The organism is Sinobacterium caligoides, assembly GCF_003752585.1.
Classification (GTDB): domain Bacteria; phylum Pseudomonadota; class Gammaproteobacteria; order Pseudomonadales; family Sinobacteriaceae; genus Sinobacterium; species Sinobacterium caligoides.
Genome location: NZ_RKHR01000003.1, coordinates 330504 through 345867, shown reverse-complemented (window position 1 = coordinate 345867; position 15364 = coordinate 330504). Strand labels below are relative to the sequence as shown.

The 15364-nt window shown below is 48.5% G+C and carries 14 protein-coding genes and 1 tRNA gene; 13 read left to right on the top strand and 2 right to left on the bottom strand.

All coding sequences use genetic code 11. The features are described from left to right. Window positions 1-26 precede the first annotated feature (26 nt). The 5 genes from EDC56_RS01740 (at window position 27) to EDC56_RS01720 (ending at window position 4981) form a co-directional block, all read left to right on the top strand. Complete coding sequence (locus EDC56_RS01740) at window positions 27-1829, top strand: ABCB family ABC transporter ATP-binding protein/permease (RefSeq protein WP_123711729.1); 1803 nt, start codon at window positions 27-29, stop codon at window positions 1827-1829. A 165-nt stretch (window positions 1830-1994) separates the two neighbouring features. After that, on the top strand, window positions 1995-2645 hold the full coding sequence (locus tag EDC56_RS01735; protein WP_123710807.1) for an MBL fold metallo-hydrolase: 651 nt from the start codon (window positions 1995-1997) through the stop codon (window positions 2643-2645). Beyond that, window positions 2638-3411, top strand: a complete 774-nt coding sequence (locus tag EDC56_RS01730; protein WP_123710806.1) for a lysophospholipid acyltransferase family protein — start codon at window positions 2638-2640, stop codon at window positions 3409-3411. Before EDC56_RS01735 ends, EDC56_RS01730 begins: the two co-directional genes overlap by 8 nt. A 12-nt stretch (window positions 3412-3423) precedes the next feature. Then, complete coding sequence (locus EDC56_RS01725; protein ID WP_123710805.1) at window positions 3424-4059, top strand: riboflavin synthase subunit alpha; 636 nt, start codon at window positions 3424-3426, stop codon at window positions 4057-4059. Between the two features lie 136 nt (window positions 4060-4195). Continuing rightward, the gene (locus EDC56_RS01720) at window positions 4196-4981 is read left to right on the top strand and encodes a 3-oxo-5-alpha-steroid 4-dehydrogenase (RefSeq protein WP_123710804.1); all 786 of its coding nucleotides are present in this window, start codon (window positions 4196-4198) and stop codon (window positions 4979-4981) included. 186 nt (window positions 4982-5167) lie between these two features. Here EDC56_RS01720 and EDC56_RS01715 read toward each other — a convergent pair whose 3' ends face one another. Further along, the gene (locus EDC56_RS01715) at window positions 5168-5503 is read right to left on the bottom strand and encodes a hypothetical protein (protein WP_123710803.1); all 336 of its coding nucleotides are present in this window, start codon (window positions 5501-5503) and stop codon (window positions 5168-5170) included. Window positions 5504-5904: 401 nt separating this feature from the next. Here EDC56_RS01715 and EDC56_RS01710 point away from each other — a divergent pair, with 401 nt between their 5' ends. The 5 genes from EDC56_RS01710 (at window position 5905) to EDC56_RS01690 (ending at window position 9998) form a co-directional block, all read left to right on the top strand. Then, the gene (locus tag EDC56_RS01710) at window positions 5905-7149 is read left to right on the top strand and encodes an MFS transporter (RefSeq protein ID WP_148059277.1); all 1245 of its coding nucleotides are present in this window, start codon (window positions 5905-5907) and stop codon (window positions 7147-7149) included. Next, window positions 7073-7996, top strand: coding sequence for an ABC transporter substrate-binding protein (locus EDC56_RS01705; protein WP_123710801.1), 924 nt, complete (start codon window positions 7073-7075; stop codon window positions 7994-7996). The genes EDC56_RS01710 and EDC56_RS01705 overlap by 77 nt, the downstream gene beginning before the upstream one ends. A gap of 5 nt (window positions 7997-8001) precedes the next feature. After that, window positions 8002-9015 (top strand): FecCD family ABC transporter permease, encoded by a 1014-nt coding sequence (locus tag EDC56_RS01700; protein ID WP_245980625.1) that lies wholly within the window; start codon window positions 8002-8004, stop codon window positions 9013-9015. After that, a complete protein-coding gene (locus EDC56_RS01695; RefSeq protein ID WP_123710800.1) occupies window positions 9009-9797 on the top strand; it encodes an ABC transporter ATP-binding protein in 789 nt (262 codons plus the stop codon). The genes EDC56_RS01700 and EDC56_RS01695 overlap by 7 nt, the downstream gene beginning before the upstream one ends. Window positions 9798-9922: 125 nt before the next feature. Next, window positions 9923-9998, top strand: a tRNA-Glu gene (locus tag EDC56_RS01690). A gap of 92 nt (window positions 9999-10090) precedes the next feature. Here the strand turns inward: EDC56_RS01690 and EDC56_RS01685 are convergent. Further along, window positions 10091-10372, bottom strand: coding sequence for a hypothetical protein (locus EDC56_RS01685; RefSeq protein WP_123710799.1), 282 nt, complete (start codon window positions 10370-10372; stop codon window positions 10091-10093). A gap of 240 nt (window positions 10373-10612) precedes the next feature. Here EDC56_RS01685 and EDC56_RS01680 point away from each other — a divergent pair, with 240 nt between their 5' ends. From EDC56_RS01680 to EDC56_RS01670, 3 genes are read left to right on the top strand one after another with little or no spacing between them, the layout of a single operon-like run. Then, a complete protein-coding gene (locus EDC56_RS01680) occupies window positions 10613-12313 on the top strand; it encodes an efflux RND transporter periplasmic adaptor subunit (RefSeq protein ID WP_123710798.1) in 1701 nt (566 codons plus the stop codon). Beyond that, entirely contained in the window at window positions 12310-14454 is a 2145-nt protein-coding gene (locus tag EDC56_RS01675; protein WP_123710797.1) for an efflux RND transporter periplasmic adaptor subunit, read from the top strand. Before EDC56_RS01680 ends, EDC56_RS01675 begins: the two co-directional genes overlap by 4 nt. Before the next feature lie 11 nt (window positions 14455-14465). Further along, window positions 14466-15272: an efflux RND transporter periplasmic adaptor subunit gene (locus EDC56_RS01670; protein ID WP_123710796.1), complete on the top strand. Its 807-nt coding sequence runs from the start codon at window positions 14466-14468 to the stop codon at window positions 15270-15272. The last annotated feature ends 92 nt before the right edge of the window (window positions 15273-15364 follow it).

The following is a 15364-nucleotide window of genomic DNA, read 5'->3' as shown; positions in this document are numbered from 1 at the left end:
GCGCTTTTTTAATTTTGGAGTTTCATATGCGTCAAAAGGCTAAGAATGCGTCGAGTGGTGATAGCCAAGAATCTCAACAGGCTGATTGGCGTGTTATTAGTAGTTTAATCCCTTATTTGATGGTTTACCCGGTGCGGGTGATTTTTGCGTTGTTACTGTTGGTCGTGGCTAAAGGCGCCAATGTCCTCATTCCTGTAGTGCTTAAGTATATCGTTGATCACCTTGATCGTAGCGGTCTTCCTGAGTCGGTGACGACGGTGGTAGCAGTACCGGTGGCACTCGTGCTGGCTTATGGTGCGTTGCGCTTTTCAGCAGTGTTGTTTGGCGAGCTACGAGATGCGGTCTTCGGTCGGGTTGCTGAGCGCAGTCTTAGTGCGATTGGCTTGAAATTATTTCAGCAGCTACACAGCCTTGACCTCGACTTTCATTTGTCACGAAAGACGGGAGCGATTACCCGTGATATGGAGCGGGGGATTAGTGGCATTAGCTTTTTGTTGCGTTCGTTGGTGTTTAGTGTCGCGCCGATTATCATCGAATTAATTATGGTGGGCTGGGTTTTAGCGGCGACGACGACGCTGAGCTACGCCCTCGTTGTTATTGCGGGGGTGGTGAGTTATGTCGTTTTTTCTGTTTGGGCGACGCATAAGCGCAGCCGTTTTGTTCGCAAGGCCAACGTGGAAGATAGTCGAGCTAATACACGAGCCGTCGATAGTCTGTTGAACTTCGAGACAGTGAAATACTTTAATAACGAGGCATACGAGGCTGATCTTTATCGAGAGAACCTACGACGTAGAGAGGACGCTAAGGTGCATAATCATTTAGGCCTCGCTCTACTGAATAGTGGGCAAGCACTGATTATTGCTCTTTCGGTCACATTAGTGATGTATATGGCGGCGACACAAGTAGCAGCGGGAGAGATGAGCTTAGGTGATTTGGCCATGGTCAATGCGTTCATGTTGCAAGTGTTTATGCCGCTCAATATTTTGGGGTTTATTTATCGTGAGGTGAGGCGATGCCTTATTGATGTTGAATCGATGTTCAAGCTGATGACGCATCGCCCGAAAATTGTTGATTGTGCAGATGCTATTAATGCCGATGAGGGCTTCGACGGTATTAGTGTTAGCGACATACACTTTAGCTATGATGGTCAGCGTAAAGTCTTGGATGGGGTTAGCTTCGAGGTGCCGAAGGGTAAGAAGGTGGCGTTAGTCGGTGCCAGTGGCTCGGGTAAATCAACGCTGGGCCGATTGTTATTTCGCTTTTATGATGTCGATCAAGGCCGTATCAGCTGTGCCGGAAGGGATATTCGTCAGTTAAAACTGGCATCGTGGCGACAACTACTGGGTGTTGTGCCGCAAGATACGGTGCTCTTTAATGACACTTTAGGGAATAATATTCGCTACGGTAATCCTGCTAGTGACGAGGCTGAGTTAACGCAGGTTCTTGCCCATGCGGACCTGGCTGACTTTATCGGCCGGTTGCCAGAGGGGCTCGATACCCAGGTGGGTGAGCGGGGTTTGAAGCTGTCAGGTGGCGAGAAGCAGCGCGTCTCAATAGCTCGTATGCTTCTGAAAAAGCCAAGAATTATGTTGTTTGATGAGGCGACTTCTTCGCTTGATAGTCGTTCTGAACAGGCAATTTTACAGGCCTTCAGCAATGTTGCTAAGGAGCACACAAGTTTGGTGATCGCACACCGTCTCTCGACGATCATCGACGCCGATAATATTGTGGTATTAGATCAAGGCAAGGTGGTAGAGCAGGGGACGCATCAGCAGTTGTTGTCTCAGCAGGGCTACTATTATTCACTCTGGCAGTTGCAGCAATCGTAATATTTAGCGGCTTTATTTGGAACGGCAAGCAGGCTGATGTCTTTACTGTATCTTTACACCCTGTCAGATTGTGGTATTTTAGCAGCAATAAGCTGGTGTCAGGGTGGTGGAATGTTTGATATCCTAGCCGCCGATTTGTGTTGTCTGTAAACATTAGGTAGTTAAATGGGCTTAAAAGTTGCGATCGTGCCGGTGACGGCATATCAACAAAATTGTTCTATTCTAGTCTGTGAAGACACCAAGAAGGCGGCGATTGTTGATCCAGGTGGTGATGTTGAGAAATTGATTGATGCGCTCAATCAACTGGGTGTAGAGCTTGAGAAAGTTTTTATCACTCATGGTCACCTCGATCACTGCGCCATTGCGGGACAGCTGAGTGACCAATTCAGTGTTCCGATCGAGGGACCGCACCTCGAGGACGATTTTTGGATTCAACAGTTGCCCAGCAGTTGTCAGGCAATGGGTTTTCCAGCCACAGAGGTGTTTACCCCATCGCGTTGGTTAGAGGGGGGGGACACGGTATCTTTTGGCAATCAGCAGCTCGAGGTTCTCTTTTGCCCAGGCCATACACCGGGTCATGTGGTTTTTTATCATCGTGAGGCTAAACTGGCATTAGTAGGCGATGTTTTATTTCAGGGGTCTATTGGTCGTACTGATTTCCCTCGTGGTAATCATGATCAGTTGATCAGTTCGATCAAGGATCAGCTATGGCCATTGGGCGATGACGTTAACTTCATTCCCGGCCATGGTCCTAACTCGACCTTCGGGGAAGAGCGTCGTTCCAACCCTTTTGTAAGTGATAAAAATTATGGCTGAGCCTTACTTTCAAGATGCTTCGTCACGGCGCGCAAAGATGATTGCGGTATTGCGGCTGATCCACAAAGTCTATAGCGCTTTGATTTTCTTACCTCTTTATATCGCGCTTTCTTTTGTATTATTGATTTTTTGTGTTGTACTCTGCCTATTTGATGAGCGAATTGCGGGCAGGTACGTTGCGCGACCATGGGGCAAGCTGGCCTACCTGTTACTGCCTTCACCTGTGAAGTTAACGGGCAGTGAGAATCTCGACCCGAAACAGAGTTATGTGGTTGTGGTTAACCATATCTCGCAGTTTGACATATTGGCGTTGTACGGTTGGCTTGACCTAGACCTGAAATGGGTGATGAAAAAAGAGCTGCGTATGATACCAATTATCGGCTGGGGCAGTGCGGCGATGGGGCATATCTTTCTCGACCGAAAAAATCGTGATGTCGCTAAGCGTCAGCTTAATGACTTGAAAAAGACGCTCCGCCCAGGGGTCTCGGTATTGTTTTTCCCAGAGGGAACGCGCTCACCGACTCCAGAGATGCTGCCTTTTAAAAAGGGGGCCTTTATTATTGCTAAAGATTTGGAGCTGCCAATCTTGCCGGTTACGATAAATGGCACGCAGAAAATTTTACCTGTGGGCGGCTATATTCCGAGTTTTGGTCGTGCGCATATCCATATTCATCCACCGCTAAGTCAAGAGCAGGTCGCTGAGTTAACGCCTAGCGAGCTATCTGAGCGGGCACAGGCGATTATCGCAACGGCGAGAAAGCATTAATAGAGGGGTTTTATGTATACAGGTATCGTACAGGGAGCGTTCCCGCTGCATGCGGTAGAGCGTTTAGAGGGTCTTAATCGTCTGCAGGTGAAGCTTCCTACAGCTCTCTTAGAAGACTTGGTTATTGGCGCCAGTGTCGGTATGGACGGTGTCTGTCTGACGGTCACGCATATCGAAGGCGATACCGTCAGCTTCGATGTGATGGCCGAGACGTTACGTTTGACGACATTAGGCGAGTTTGCGCCAGCCAGCCTCGTTAATATCGAGCGTTCAGCGAAGCAGGGTGGGGAGAACGGTGGTCACAACGTTTCAGGGCATGTCGACGGCACGGTCATCGTCAGCTCGATCGTTGAGACGGAAAATAATGTCGAGATCAGCTACCAAGTACCTAAGGCGTTGATGCCTTACATCTTCAAAAAGGGCTTTATCGGTCTTAACGGTTGCAGCTTAACCGTCGCGAACGTTGATCGTGATGCTTGTCAGTTTTCAGTCTGCCTTATCCCTGAGACATTAAGAGTAACAACGCATGGCGAAAAACAACTCGGTGACCGTGTAAACGTTGAGGTGGATCGTCAGACGCAGGTGATTGTCGATACTGTGCGAGCAATGCTGCAGGAAAACCCTGAGCTGTTTTCTCAACCTGTTTGATTGCGCTGTATGCAGCAGCGCCGACCGTAGGCCTCATCTTTTTCTGTGAGTTTTCAAAGAATGCCGATAATTAGTTTTGCTCGGCTTGGCAGGCTGCGGCACAGTAAGGGCAAATTGCTAAGACAATGGCCCTTTAATGGAATTTCTGACAACGCTCGATATCAATAGCTACACGACTTTCATTCTCTGCTGGGGCTGCTTGGGTATAGTCTCGGCGCTGTCTATTCATCTTGGCAAGAAGCTACCTATCAGTAATCGTGTTGATAACTCATCCCTGTATGGTCTCGGGACGATCGATAAGCGCTGGGGCTGGATTATCATGGAGACGCCGATCTTGTTGTCGGTGCTGTATTTCTTCTTTCAGGGTGATCAACCGCTCAACATTTCTGCAGTTTTTGTTGCCGTATTTGCCTTACATTACACAAATCGCGCGTTAATTTATCCTCACCGGATTAAAGTTGAGGGAAAACGAATGGCGGTGAGTATCGTGCTGGTGACGATGACGTTTTATAGCGTCAACGGCTACCTCATCGGTCATTACTTTGGCAGTTTACAGGCCTACCCTCTATCCTGGTTGTCGGACCCGCGCTTTATTGTTGGTATGAGTCTGTTTTTGGTTGGCTTCGCGATTAACATTCATTCGGATAATATTCTTATTAATCTGCGAAAGCCGGGGGAGAGTGGCTACAAAATACCGTCGGGTGGTTGCTTTCGGCTTGTCTCCTGCCCTAATTATTTTGGTGAAATACTCGAGTGGGTTGGCTTTGCCGTTATGTCGTGGTCGTTACCGGGGTTAGTGTATGCGCTGTGGGTGGCGTTGACGTTATTGGCAACAGGTCTCTCGACGCATCGCTGGTATCTTGAGCATTTTCAGGAGGAGTATCCTGCTCGGCGTAAAGCTGTGCTGCCTTATCTGTGGTGAGCGGCTGTTAATGCAGGCACTTGGTTATTTTTTGAGGAACAATCTCTCGCGTAAGGAGTCACGTAACGAATAGTTGGTCGCGTCAGTGTGGTAAAGGGAGTGTTGTTATATACGCTCAAGCTAGCGCTTGCTAACATCGTGGGCTTTAGAGAAAAGCGAGGGGGAGAGACAGCCAAAAAAGGGCTGTTATCGGCTTTTGAAGAGGCTAACCTGATGCATGAAAGCATCTTTCACTCGGCTCATCTCACTGACTGCCGAGACGTATTTTTCCGAATTCTCAGTATATCCACCTTGAATCTTGGGTTTCTCTATCTCGTCGAGTGCTTCAGCTGCTTTTAGGCAGGCGAGGTACTCCTTTGAGCTCTTGAGGTAGTGAGAGACCATCTTTTTTGACTCTACCATCTCGATTTTTGTCGCCGTTAGGCCGTCAGCTATTTCTGGGCTTTTGGGCGTTTCACAGGCGCCAAAAGCTGTGTCAGCAGAGGCTAAGAACGACCAGAATATCAACGTTCGCATTCTCATAGTTCAACTCTTATTGATTTTTATATGAACGAGTTAACATTAACAGGAAAGCGTTGCGCTGCCAATTATGATCGTCCATATTATTTGTATAAAAGCGTCTATTTTGATGGCAAAACGTCAATTAATTCAGGGATGTTATAGATTCGCACTAAGTAGACTATGAACACATTATGATTTCTTAAAACTCATTAATCGAGCCTTCAATTAACACGATTGTTTTAATGCAGTGCTGCTGTTCTTGTTCAACAGCTGTTGTATATCTGTATGTGGTAAATTGGCCAGTCCCTGGACATTATTGCACCGCTAAGGGTGAGAGGAGTGAAAACGGGGGAGCCTGTACATTGTGATTCAGCGGCTGTAACTGTAGCGTGCGACTACCGACATAAATAAGAAGCAGTAACGTGGTTAGAAAAGAAAAAATGCCGGCACCGATGCCTACAGGTCGACTCAATCTTTTGTTATTGGCAACATTTGCTATGGGTATGGGGCAAACGGCTGTCTTTGCCGTGCTCCCTATGCTGGGGCGAGAATTGTTTGCTGATTTTGACGGAGTATTCTCCTTGCTAGGTTGGCATTACCAGATGCCGCTGGAGTTACTCGTTAACTTGTTAATCGCAACTTCGTCACTCAGTTATTTTTTGATTACCCCTTTCTGGGGCCGGCGCTCAGATCGCATTGGGCGGAAGCCTGTTATCGTCATCGGCTTGTTTGGTTATTGTTTGGGGATGCTGTTATTTAATGTGGTCGTACACCTAGGGCAGGCGATGATTTTGGCGGGCTGGTGGCTACTAGGCACACTGTTGTTGAGTCGTGTGTTGCACTCTTTGGTGATGTCGGCAACGTTTCCAGCCTCTATGGCCTTTATGGCTGATTGTACCGACGCGTCAACAAGAACTCGTGGCGTTAGCCGGCTAACCGCTGCGAATGGTATTGGTATCATGGTGGGGCCTGCATTGGCCTGGTTTGCGAGCTACAGCTTTCTAGCGCCCCTCTATCTTCAGGCGGCTATAACTTTTGTGGTCGCTGTTATTATATATTTTTATCTGCCTAAGAGTCGGCAGCCCAATCTGGGCTTGACGGTAAAGAAGTTGAGCTTCTTTGATTCGCGCTTTCGGATTTATATTGGGCTAGGCTTATCGATGTTTGTCATGTTGGCTATGGTGCAGCAGACCTTGGGCTTTTACTTTCAAGATCGTCTAGCTTTAGACCCAATTGAGGCCGCACAACACTTCTCTTTTGGTATGATGTGCTCTTCAGGAGCAATGCTAGTGGCGCAGCTGTTCATTGTTCAGCGTTGGCGAGGTTCGCCGCAGAGCTTACTGATGCTGGGTTTACCGCTGGCGGCAACGGGTTATTTGATGTTAGTGTTCGCCGATGACTTTATATTGTTAGCGGTTGCGATGGCGGTTTTTGGCCTGGGCATGGGGCTTGCTGCTCCCGGTTATAATGCCAGTGCGTCACTCGCTGTGGAGTCACACGAGCAAGGTGCGTTGGCCGGATTGTTGTCAGCGGCCCCCGGTCTTGGCTATGTCATAGGTCCTCTACTAGGTGGTTGGTTATATAGTGTTGATGTTACATACCCGTATTGGTGTGCTGGTTTGGTGGTCGCGCTGCTGTCTCTGGCTTGCATCAGGCTCGCTGAGTAGCCGAAAGGCTGCGTTTAATGGCCCGCTGGCAAGCTATGCACTATTAACTTTGTTGCTGCTCTCGTCGACAACAAGGGCTGAGCCGCAACGTGTGGTGTCGTTGAATCTGTGTACTGATCAGTTAGTGTTGGCGTTGGCAGCTCCGCAACAAATTGCTGCGGTGTCAAAGCTGGCTGGCGATGAGCTGTTATCAAACTATGTAAAAGAAGCTTTGCAGTACCCCAGCGTCGGCAAGGATGCGGAGAAAATTGTTGGCTTTAACCCTGATCTAGTTTTAGCGACGAACTATACAGACCCTATTCTAGCTGCATGGCTGCAGCGCTTTGGTTATCACTATAAACCTTATGAATTGCCGCAGCAGTTATCGGCCGTACCTGCTTACATTCAGGATGTCGCTGAGTTATTGGGGCAGGGCGATCGGGGGCGCCAGATGACGGCCGAGTTTCAGCAACGGTTGTCTAAGCTTGACAATACACTGCCACCGGTACGAGTCGCGGTTGTGTCAGCGAACTTATATGTGGCGGGTGGTGGCACGCTCCCTGACCAGTTGTTACGGCGTATGGGGGCGATTAATGTAGCGGCTTTGGATATTGCAAATGGTTGGGGCTACGTGTCTTTAGAGCAGTTACTGTCATGGCAGCCAGATTATATTTTGATGCAGCGCGATAGCTTAAACGGCGCCTCTCGTGCTGAGCAGGTGTTATCTCATCGGGCATTACAGGTGTTGTTAGAAAAGGGGCGTAGGATTAATGTGCCCGCAAAATACTGGATTTGTGCTGGCCCTGAGTTAGTGGATGCGGCTGAGCTGATCAATCGGAGAATATTAGAGCTTGAGCATGGGGAATAAATAGGGTGAAACTTAATGAGCAGAGTTTGGCGCTAGACCGTGATCGGTATTTGATTGTTGGATTATCGATCGTCCTGTCTGTGTTGGTTGCCGTGTCATTAATGACCGGAGAGGTGTCGCTGACACTTCAGCAGTTGTGGCAGGCCTTGATGGCGGGTGATAGCTCTATTAATGGTTTGGTGGTTGTCGAGCTACGTTTACCGCGAACGTTGTTGGCATTGATTGTAGGCGCAGGACTTGCTGCTTGTGGTGCTGCCTTGCAGGGGTTGTTACGTAATCCGCTGGCTTCGCCAGAGTTGCTGGGTGTGTCGAGCTGTAGTGCTTTAGGTGCGGTTTTGGTGCTCTACTTTGGTTTGGCTAACCTGCATTGGATGATGATGCCTGCGGCTGGTGTGTTAGGCGGTTTGATCGCGGTGGTTGCTGTCTTGCTACTCTCTGGTGTCGCGAGTGGCAGTCTGATTCTTGCGGGGGTGGCGATCAATGCCTTGGCGGGTTCGCTGTTAGCTTTGGCGCTGTATTTGGCACCAAACCCCTTTGCTCTCAATGAAATGGTGCTGTGGTTGATGGGGTCTTTGGCTAATCGCAGCTTAAGTGATGTGTTTTTCGTATTGCCGTTTATGACGCTAGGTTTTGTGTTGTTGTTTTCTTGCGGTCGACTGTTAGATGCCATGACGCTGGGAGAGGAGACAGCAAATTCACTTGGTGTGGCTGTGCATCGACAGCGCTTAATGCTGATTATCGGTGTCGCTATGATTGTCGGGGCAGGAGTTTCTGTTAGCGGTAATATCGCTTTTATTGGTTTGGTTGTCCCGCACTTGATGCGCCCGTTAGTTGCCTATCAGCCTTCGCGGTTACTGCCTGTGAGTGCTCTAAGTGGCGCTGCTTTATTATTGGCAGCCGATATTGCCAGTCGTAGTATAGGAAGTCAGCCACTGCAGGTGGGGGTGGTGACTACGCTGATGGGAGCGCCATTCTTTCTCTACTTGGTCGTTAGGCAAAGAGGGCAGGCACAATGGTAGACGGGCTAGGCTTGAAGGCCGAGAACTTGGTCTGGCCGCAACAAGAAGGGGCTGTTGTCAAAGGTATCTCTCTAGCGTTGGAAGAGGGGGAGATGCTTGGCATTATTGGCCCTAACGGCGCAGGTAAGAGTAGTTTGGTGAAATTGCTGGCGGGGGTGAATCAACCAGCGCACGGTTCGGTAACGCTGGGTGGGCGAATTTCTACTGAGTATGGTCGTAGAGAGTGGGCACGCCACCTTGGATATCTTGCACAGAATGCACCGGTAGCTTGGCCAGTAACGGTCGAGCGTGTAGTGACCTTGGGCAGGCTGCCGCATCAGTCGATACACAGTCGGCTCAGCGACAAGGATCGGCAGGCAGTGCTATGGGCTATGCAGGCTGCGAATGTGACGGCGTTGCGGCACCGCGTTGCTGATCAACTCTCTGGTGGAGAGCAGGTGCGGGTCATGCTGGCGCGACTCTTAGCAGGAGAGCCTGCGATTATCCTGGCTGATGAGCCTGTGGCTGCGTTGGATCCGGCGCACCAGTTAGAGATTATGCAGCTTTTAGCTAATCATGCTCGCGATGTTGGGCCAGTGGCAGTGGTATTACATGATTTAAACTTGGCTTTACGTTATTGCAAGCGACTGGCGTTGGTAGTGGAGGGGCGGTTGTTGATGGTCGCAGAGACAAAGGAGGTGTTAACGAGCTCTGTCTTGGCTGATGCTTATCAGCTTGATATATCTTTGCTAGATACGAAGGCAGGAGAGGTTGTTATCTGTCATCAGCGAGTGGCAAGATAAAAAATTAAGTTAATCGACAATAAAGGCTTGCAATAAATCTCAGGAAGCATATTATCTCCCCCGTCTTGAGGAGTTGGCCTCCTCAGAGCGAATTTAGACTGCGTTCTAAGCTCGCAAGGCATCGCGTCCCGTTCGTCTAGAGGCCTAGGACACCGCCCTTTCACGGCGGTAACAGGGGTTCGAGTCCCCTACGGGATGCCATATACTAAAAGCCCGCTCAGATGAGCGGGCTTTTTTTTGTCAAAAATTTAACCGCAACATTTAGTTACGGTGTTAGCGCATTATTCAATGCGTTAATTGTCTAGACTACAAAACTCACTGATCAGCCAGTTGTCGGCGGCTTTGGCGCTATAGGTAAGGTTAAACTCGTCTTGCTTAGGTGCTTGTGCATTGATAAAAATGGCACTGACTTTATTCGTTTTGGTGTCAATGAAGGCGCTATCGAACTGCCAGCTTATCGCATCGTTATTACTGCGAGCTTCTGCTTTGGCGATAATGTTTTCGGCAATGTTGACCTCGGCTATAAACTCATTACAGCTGGTAACCTTGAACAGTGTTTTGGATAGTTGGATCATATATTCTCGCGCGCGATTACAGGTGGCTTGTCTTTATTTATTATAACAGCTTGTAAGTTGCTCGTATTGCTTGGGGCTAGGTAATGCGGTGAGCGATTGCCTAGTGAGGGCTTGCGCTGTAGATCAAGAGTGATTAGTCTAACTTGAGTGCCATAATATGATGTTTGCAGCGACAGCTGGCTGACATTGAAGGGCGCTGCTAGGCATCTGTCTTACATAGAATAATAATAACGGTGTTAGATGACTTCGGACCCTACGACGCAAGGCTGGCTTGATATCCAGTGCCGCCAGCACCCCCAGATAACGATGGCAGCAGTGCTGTTAGGCGATACGCAGAGCTCAGAGCGTGAATTGGTGGCGCAGTGGCCTTTGCAGGCGTGCTTGGATGAAGCGTTGGTTGATTTTGGTCGGCAGCAGTGTAGGGGAGACAGCGTCTCTTTTCATCATACTGAGAGCTCCGATAGTTTCATCGTTTGCCCTATTATTATAGATGAGCGCTGTTTTGGCGTGGCTTTGTTTCGCGTACGTACTCTACAGATGACGTTACTTCAACAGCTCAGCGAGCAACTGCTGAGGGCGAATGACTGGTTCTCCTGGTTAGCTAAAGAGCGCAGAGGCTATCGACAGCGTGATGATCGTTTTAAGACATTGTTAGAGTTGTTAAGCCAGGCGTTGTTGAGTGCAGGAGAGCAAGGCGAGTGGCAGCAATGGCTATCGTCATTGCGTGAGGTTGTTGGCTGCAGCAGCATCGCATTGGTGGATTGCGATAAGGATTACATCTCTCGTAATACTGTTGTTGCTGAGTCGTGCCAGCAGGTCGATAGCGTTGCTCGATTATTCATGCTGGAAGCTGTTGAAGAGACAGCGAGATCGCTAACGACCTGCTTTAGTTCTAGCGAAGAGCAGGGAGAGCGATTACATCTGCAGTGGCAGAGCCAAGTTAATCAACCAGTTTGCACTATCCCGCTTATTCATCAAAAGAAGTTGGTGGGTGTATTGGCTTTGGTGGGGCTGGATGATCGTGAGCGTGTGTTGTTACTTGAGCAATTAGCATTGTTGGTGGCGGCGATCTGGACGTTACGGCGACAGCAGGCAAAGCCTAAGGCCCTGACGAAAATTAGGCGATGGCCTAGTTGGCTAAAAATAGCTGCCTTAGCGCTAGGGCTATTGTTTGTTGCCATATTATTGAGTCCAACTGACTATTATATCTCGGCGCCAAGTACGCTGGTCAGTCGGGAACAGCGGGTTGTGACTGCAGCGACTGATGGCTACCTTGCTGCTGTGCAAGTCCGTCCAGGTGATAGGGTAGAAAAAGGTCAGTTGCTGGCTTTACTTGATGATACTGATCTACAGCTAGAGCGAAGTAACTGGCAGGCAAAACAACGGCAATATATGCGTAGTTATGACCGTGCTCTAGCCAGTGGTAAGCGTGATGAGCTTAATATCGCTAAGGCGCAGCTAGCTCAAGCATCAGCCCAGCTGGAGCTGTTGGAAAACCAGCTGTCACGTAGTCAAGTCGTCTCACCCTTGAGTGGTGTCGTGTTAAGTGGTGATCTATCGCAGCGATTAGGTGCACCGTTGTCTCGAGGTGAAAGCCTGTTCAAGGTGGGCGTTACAGATCTTTATGATTTACAGTTGCAAGTGCAAGAGCGTGATCTGCCTCAGCTGGAAGTGGAGCAGCATGGTGATGTGTTGTTTTCTAGTCTGCCAAATCAAGCGCTGCCATTGACGGTAGAGCGTGTAATGCCCGTGGCAGTATTAGAAAATGGTCGTTTTTATTTTGTAGCTGAAGCTGAGCTGCTCGTTGATGATGAGCAGAAGAGTAAATTAACTGCCGGGATGCACGGTGTTGCTCGAGTAAAAGTAGGGAAGCGAAGTTTGTTATGGCGAATATCACAACCGCTTGTTGAGCGATTGTCGCTGTGGTGGTGGAAGCTATGATACAAGGAGAGCTTGGCCGGCACTCCCTCTACCAGGACCCCTGGCAGCAGGCGAGTGGCTTTACGCCTCGATTGGTCGCTGGCGTCAGTATTGATCGACGTTGTTATCGTGGCGATCAGTGGTACGTATTGCGACGTGAGGGAGGCGCGCGTCTATTGCGCCTGAATGAGCAGGCTTGGAATGTACTGAGATTGTGTGATGGCAGTCGATCGTTATCGCTTATCGCAGAACAGTTGCGGGCAGAAGGTGGAGCGTTGCAGCGCCACGAGTTGATGGCTTTAGTGAGTCAATTTATCGCTCAGGGCATCGTGGCTTCAAGTACTACGCCAGCGGAGAACCCGCATAACCTGCCTCTTTGGCGTCGGATTGCAAAAAACCCAATGTCTGTTCGCCTGCCATTATGGGATCCGTCAAAGCTATTAACTTACCTTTATAGTTGGTTGTCACCGTTATTTCGGCGGCATCTATATTGGCTTTGGGGGTTGTTGTTAGTCATCGGCTTTTTCCTGGTGTTACAGAACTGGTCTGCCCTGACCCACGACGTTATTGATCAAGTATTACGGCCGCAGAATTGGTTGTGGTTGCTGTTGCTTTATCCATTGACAAAGCTACTGCATGAGCTGGCGCACGGTGTCGCAGTAGTCCATGGTGGCGGTGTAGTGAGAGAAACGGGCATAATGATGATGTATGGGGTGCCTGTACCTTATGTTGATGCGAGTGAGGCAACCGGTTTTTCTAGTAAGTATCAGCGCATGGCCGTTGATGCAGCGGGTATTGGTGCAGAGTTGACCCTCGCTGTTATATCTTTAGTAACCTGGTTACTGGTCGAGCCAGGCTTAATAAGCCAACTTGCCTACAACTGTTTTTGGTTATGTAGTCTCTCCACGCTGCTATTTAACGCTAATCCGCTGATGCGATTTGATGGCTACTATCTATTGGCCGATGCGATAGAAATCCCTAACTTGGCAACACGCTCAACACTTTATTGGCGCTATCTGTTTCGGCGTTACCTTTTTGCTGAAGTCACTCTACGTTTTACAGGTGACGTTCGTGAACGTGTTTGGCTGCTGTGCTATGGCGTTTTAGCTCAGCTTTATCGCTGGTTTCTGATGTTAACAATTTGCTTTTTAGCGCTAAAGTTTTATTGGTTGCTAGGGCTGTTTGTTTGTTTATGGTTCTTTGTACAGGCACTACTATTACCAATAATAAAATTATTACAATATTTACTTTACGGTGAAGAAGGTGTGCATGTCACGCGCTCGTTACGTGCTGGAGCGGTGACATTGGCTTTACTTCTACTTTGTTTTTTCTTACCTCTTCCTTATAGCAAAGTGTTTCCAGCGGTCGTTTGGCAGCCAGAAAAAGCTGAGATATATAGCAATGCTCCTGGCTATATTTCAAGTATAGAAGTGGGGAATGGCGCATGGGTAAGCAAGGGTGATGGTCTTGTTACTCTATCTAATCAGCTGTTATTGGCCGATGAAAAGTTAGCTGACGCTGAGCTGCTTGAGGCGTCAGCGCGCTACCATAGTCGTTTGGCTGAGGAGCCAACGCAGGCGTCAGATTTGTTAGATGCGATGAACTTGGCGCATCAACGACAACAGGACGTGGAGCAGAAGGTCGCATCATTAAAAATATCAAGCCATTTAACAGGCCGCTTTTATTATAATCCGCTTGCTGAACTCTCCAGCAGGCGTTATGTTAGTCAAGGTGAAATACTGGGTTACGTGTCGGATTCGACAAAAATAATAATAAGGGCTGTTGTAAACCAAGATGATATTACCTTGTTGCCCGCTGGCGAGAGCAGGGTTACTGTAAGGCTGGCGAGTCGCCCATTAGAGCCATCTACGGCGAAGCTGCTTCAGGTATTCCCTGATGCCACCAGGGTTTTACCTAGTCGGGCTTTAGGGGCTGCTTATGGTGGTGATATTGCGGTAGACGATAAGCTCGATGTATCAGGGAATACTGCCATGACGGATTTCTTTATTGTAGAAGTTGTTTTGCCCGATAAAATTTTTAATGAGAGATATATTTTACCTGGTGGTAAGGCGTGGGTGCGTATCGAGTTAGAGCGACAGACCATCGCACAACGATTGTGGCGCTCGTTTTCACAATTATTTATTTCTGTTATGCCAAGGTAGGTGCTTCGAATATGGGGAAAGTGGCGTTATGTGTTTTTCTATTTTTTTACTCTGTAAATTTACTGGCTGGCCCAGAGAATAGTTATGACTGCCTTGTCGAGCCATGGAAGCGTGTAGAGATCAGTTTTGATGATACGGGATTGATTGAGCATATAGGTGTTGCGAGGAGTCAGCGAGTAGAAAAAGGTCAGGAGTTGGCCCGCTTAGAGTCAGGGGTTGAACAGGCGACAGTGGAATTACGAAAATCAAAGGCGGCAATGAATGAGGCGGTTTCTCTCGCTTCGGCGAACTTGCAGTTTGCACGTCGTAACCTTGCGCGCATTGAAGGCTTGTACAATAAAAAAGCAGTACCTTTTTCTGTTTTCGACGAGGCTAAAACAGAAGTGTTAGTTTCAGAGCAGCAACTTAAAACAGCGGAAAATAATAAGCATTTGGCGACGTTAGATCTCGCAATAGCACGCCAGGGGCTCCAGCGCAGGACAGTAGTAAGCCCTATTGACGGTGTCGTTGTTAAGTTAATTCGCTCGGAGGGGGAGTATGTTAAAGATGAGCCGATTATGTTGTTGGAGCAGCTAAGCTTGCTGCGAGTAAAGGTGTTGCTTCCCGTGTCAGAGTTTTCAAAAATCAGCGTCGGTGAGGCTGCTGCGGTAAGCCTTCAGGAGCCTATGAACGGGGTGGAACGAGATGCCAAGGTGGTAATGGTTGATCGAGGAATTGATGTTGCAAGTGGGACATTTGGTGTTCACCTTGAGCTTGTTAACGATGACTTTTCAATACCTAGTGGTTTGAAGTGTCATGTGAAATTCCAGGGATCTTGATTATTTTCTGATAAGGGTCTGCAGTTAGTCACTATATCTATCGCTGGTTGTTAATAGGGGGTGAGCTTATCAAAAACAAAAATAAACTCGGT

Bases quoted from the DNA above. Each gene is read 5' to 3' on its own strand.
- EDC56_RS01740 (WP_123711729.1), top strand. From the start codon at position 27: ATGCGTCAAAAGGCTAAGAATGCGTCGAGTGGTGATAGCCAAGAATCT.
- EDC56_RS01735 (WP_123710807.1), top strand. From the start codon at position 1,995: ATGGGCTTAAAAGTTGCGATCGTGCCGGTGACGGCATATCAACAAAAT.
- EDC56_RS01730 (WP_123710806.1), top strand. From the start codon at position 2,638: ATGGCTGAGCCTTACTTTCAAGATGCTTCGTCACGGCGCGCAAAGATG.
- EDC56_RS01725 (WP_123710805.1), top strand. From the start codon at position 3,424: ATGTATACAGGTATCGTACAGGGAGCGTTCCCGCTGCATGCGGTAGAG.
- EDC56_RS01720 (WP_123710804.1), top strand. From the start codon at position 4,196: ATGGAATTTCTGACAACGCTCGATATCAATAGCTACACGACTTTCATT.
- EDC56_RS01715 (WP_123710803.1), bottom strand. From the start codon at position 5,503: ATGAGAATGCGAACGTTGATATTCTGGTCGTTCTTAGCCTCTGCTGAC.
- EDC56_RS01705 (WP_123710801.1), top strand. From the start codon at position 7,073: ATGTTACATACCCGTATTGGTGTGCTGGTTTGGTGGTCGCGCTGCTGT.
- EDC56_RS01695 (WP_123710800.1), top strand. From the start codon at position 9,009: ATGGTAGACGGGCTAGGCTTGAAGGCCGAGAACTTGGTCTGGCCGCAA.
- EDC56_RS01685 (WP_123710799.1), bottom strand. From the start codon at position 10,372: ATGATCCAACTATCCAAAACACTGTTCAAGGTTACCAGCTGTAATGAG.
- EDC56_RS01680 (WP_123710798.1), top strand. From the start codon at position 10,613: ATGACTTCGGACCCTACGACGCAAGGCTGGCTTGATATCCAGTGCCGC.
- EDC56_RS01675 (WP_123710797.1), top strand. From the start codon at position 12,310: ATGATACAAGGAGAGCTTGGCCGGCACTCCCTCTACCAGGACCCCTGG.
- EDC56_RS01670 (WP_123710796.1), top strand. From the start codon at position 14,466: ATGGGGAAAGTGGCGTTATGTGTTTTTCTATTTTTTTACTCTGTAAAT.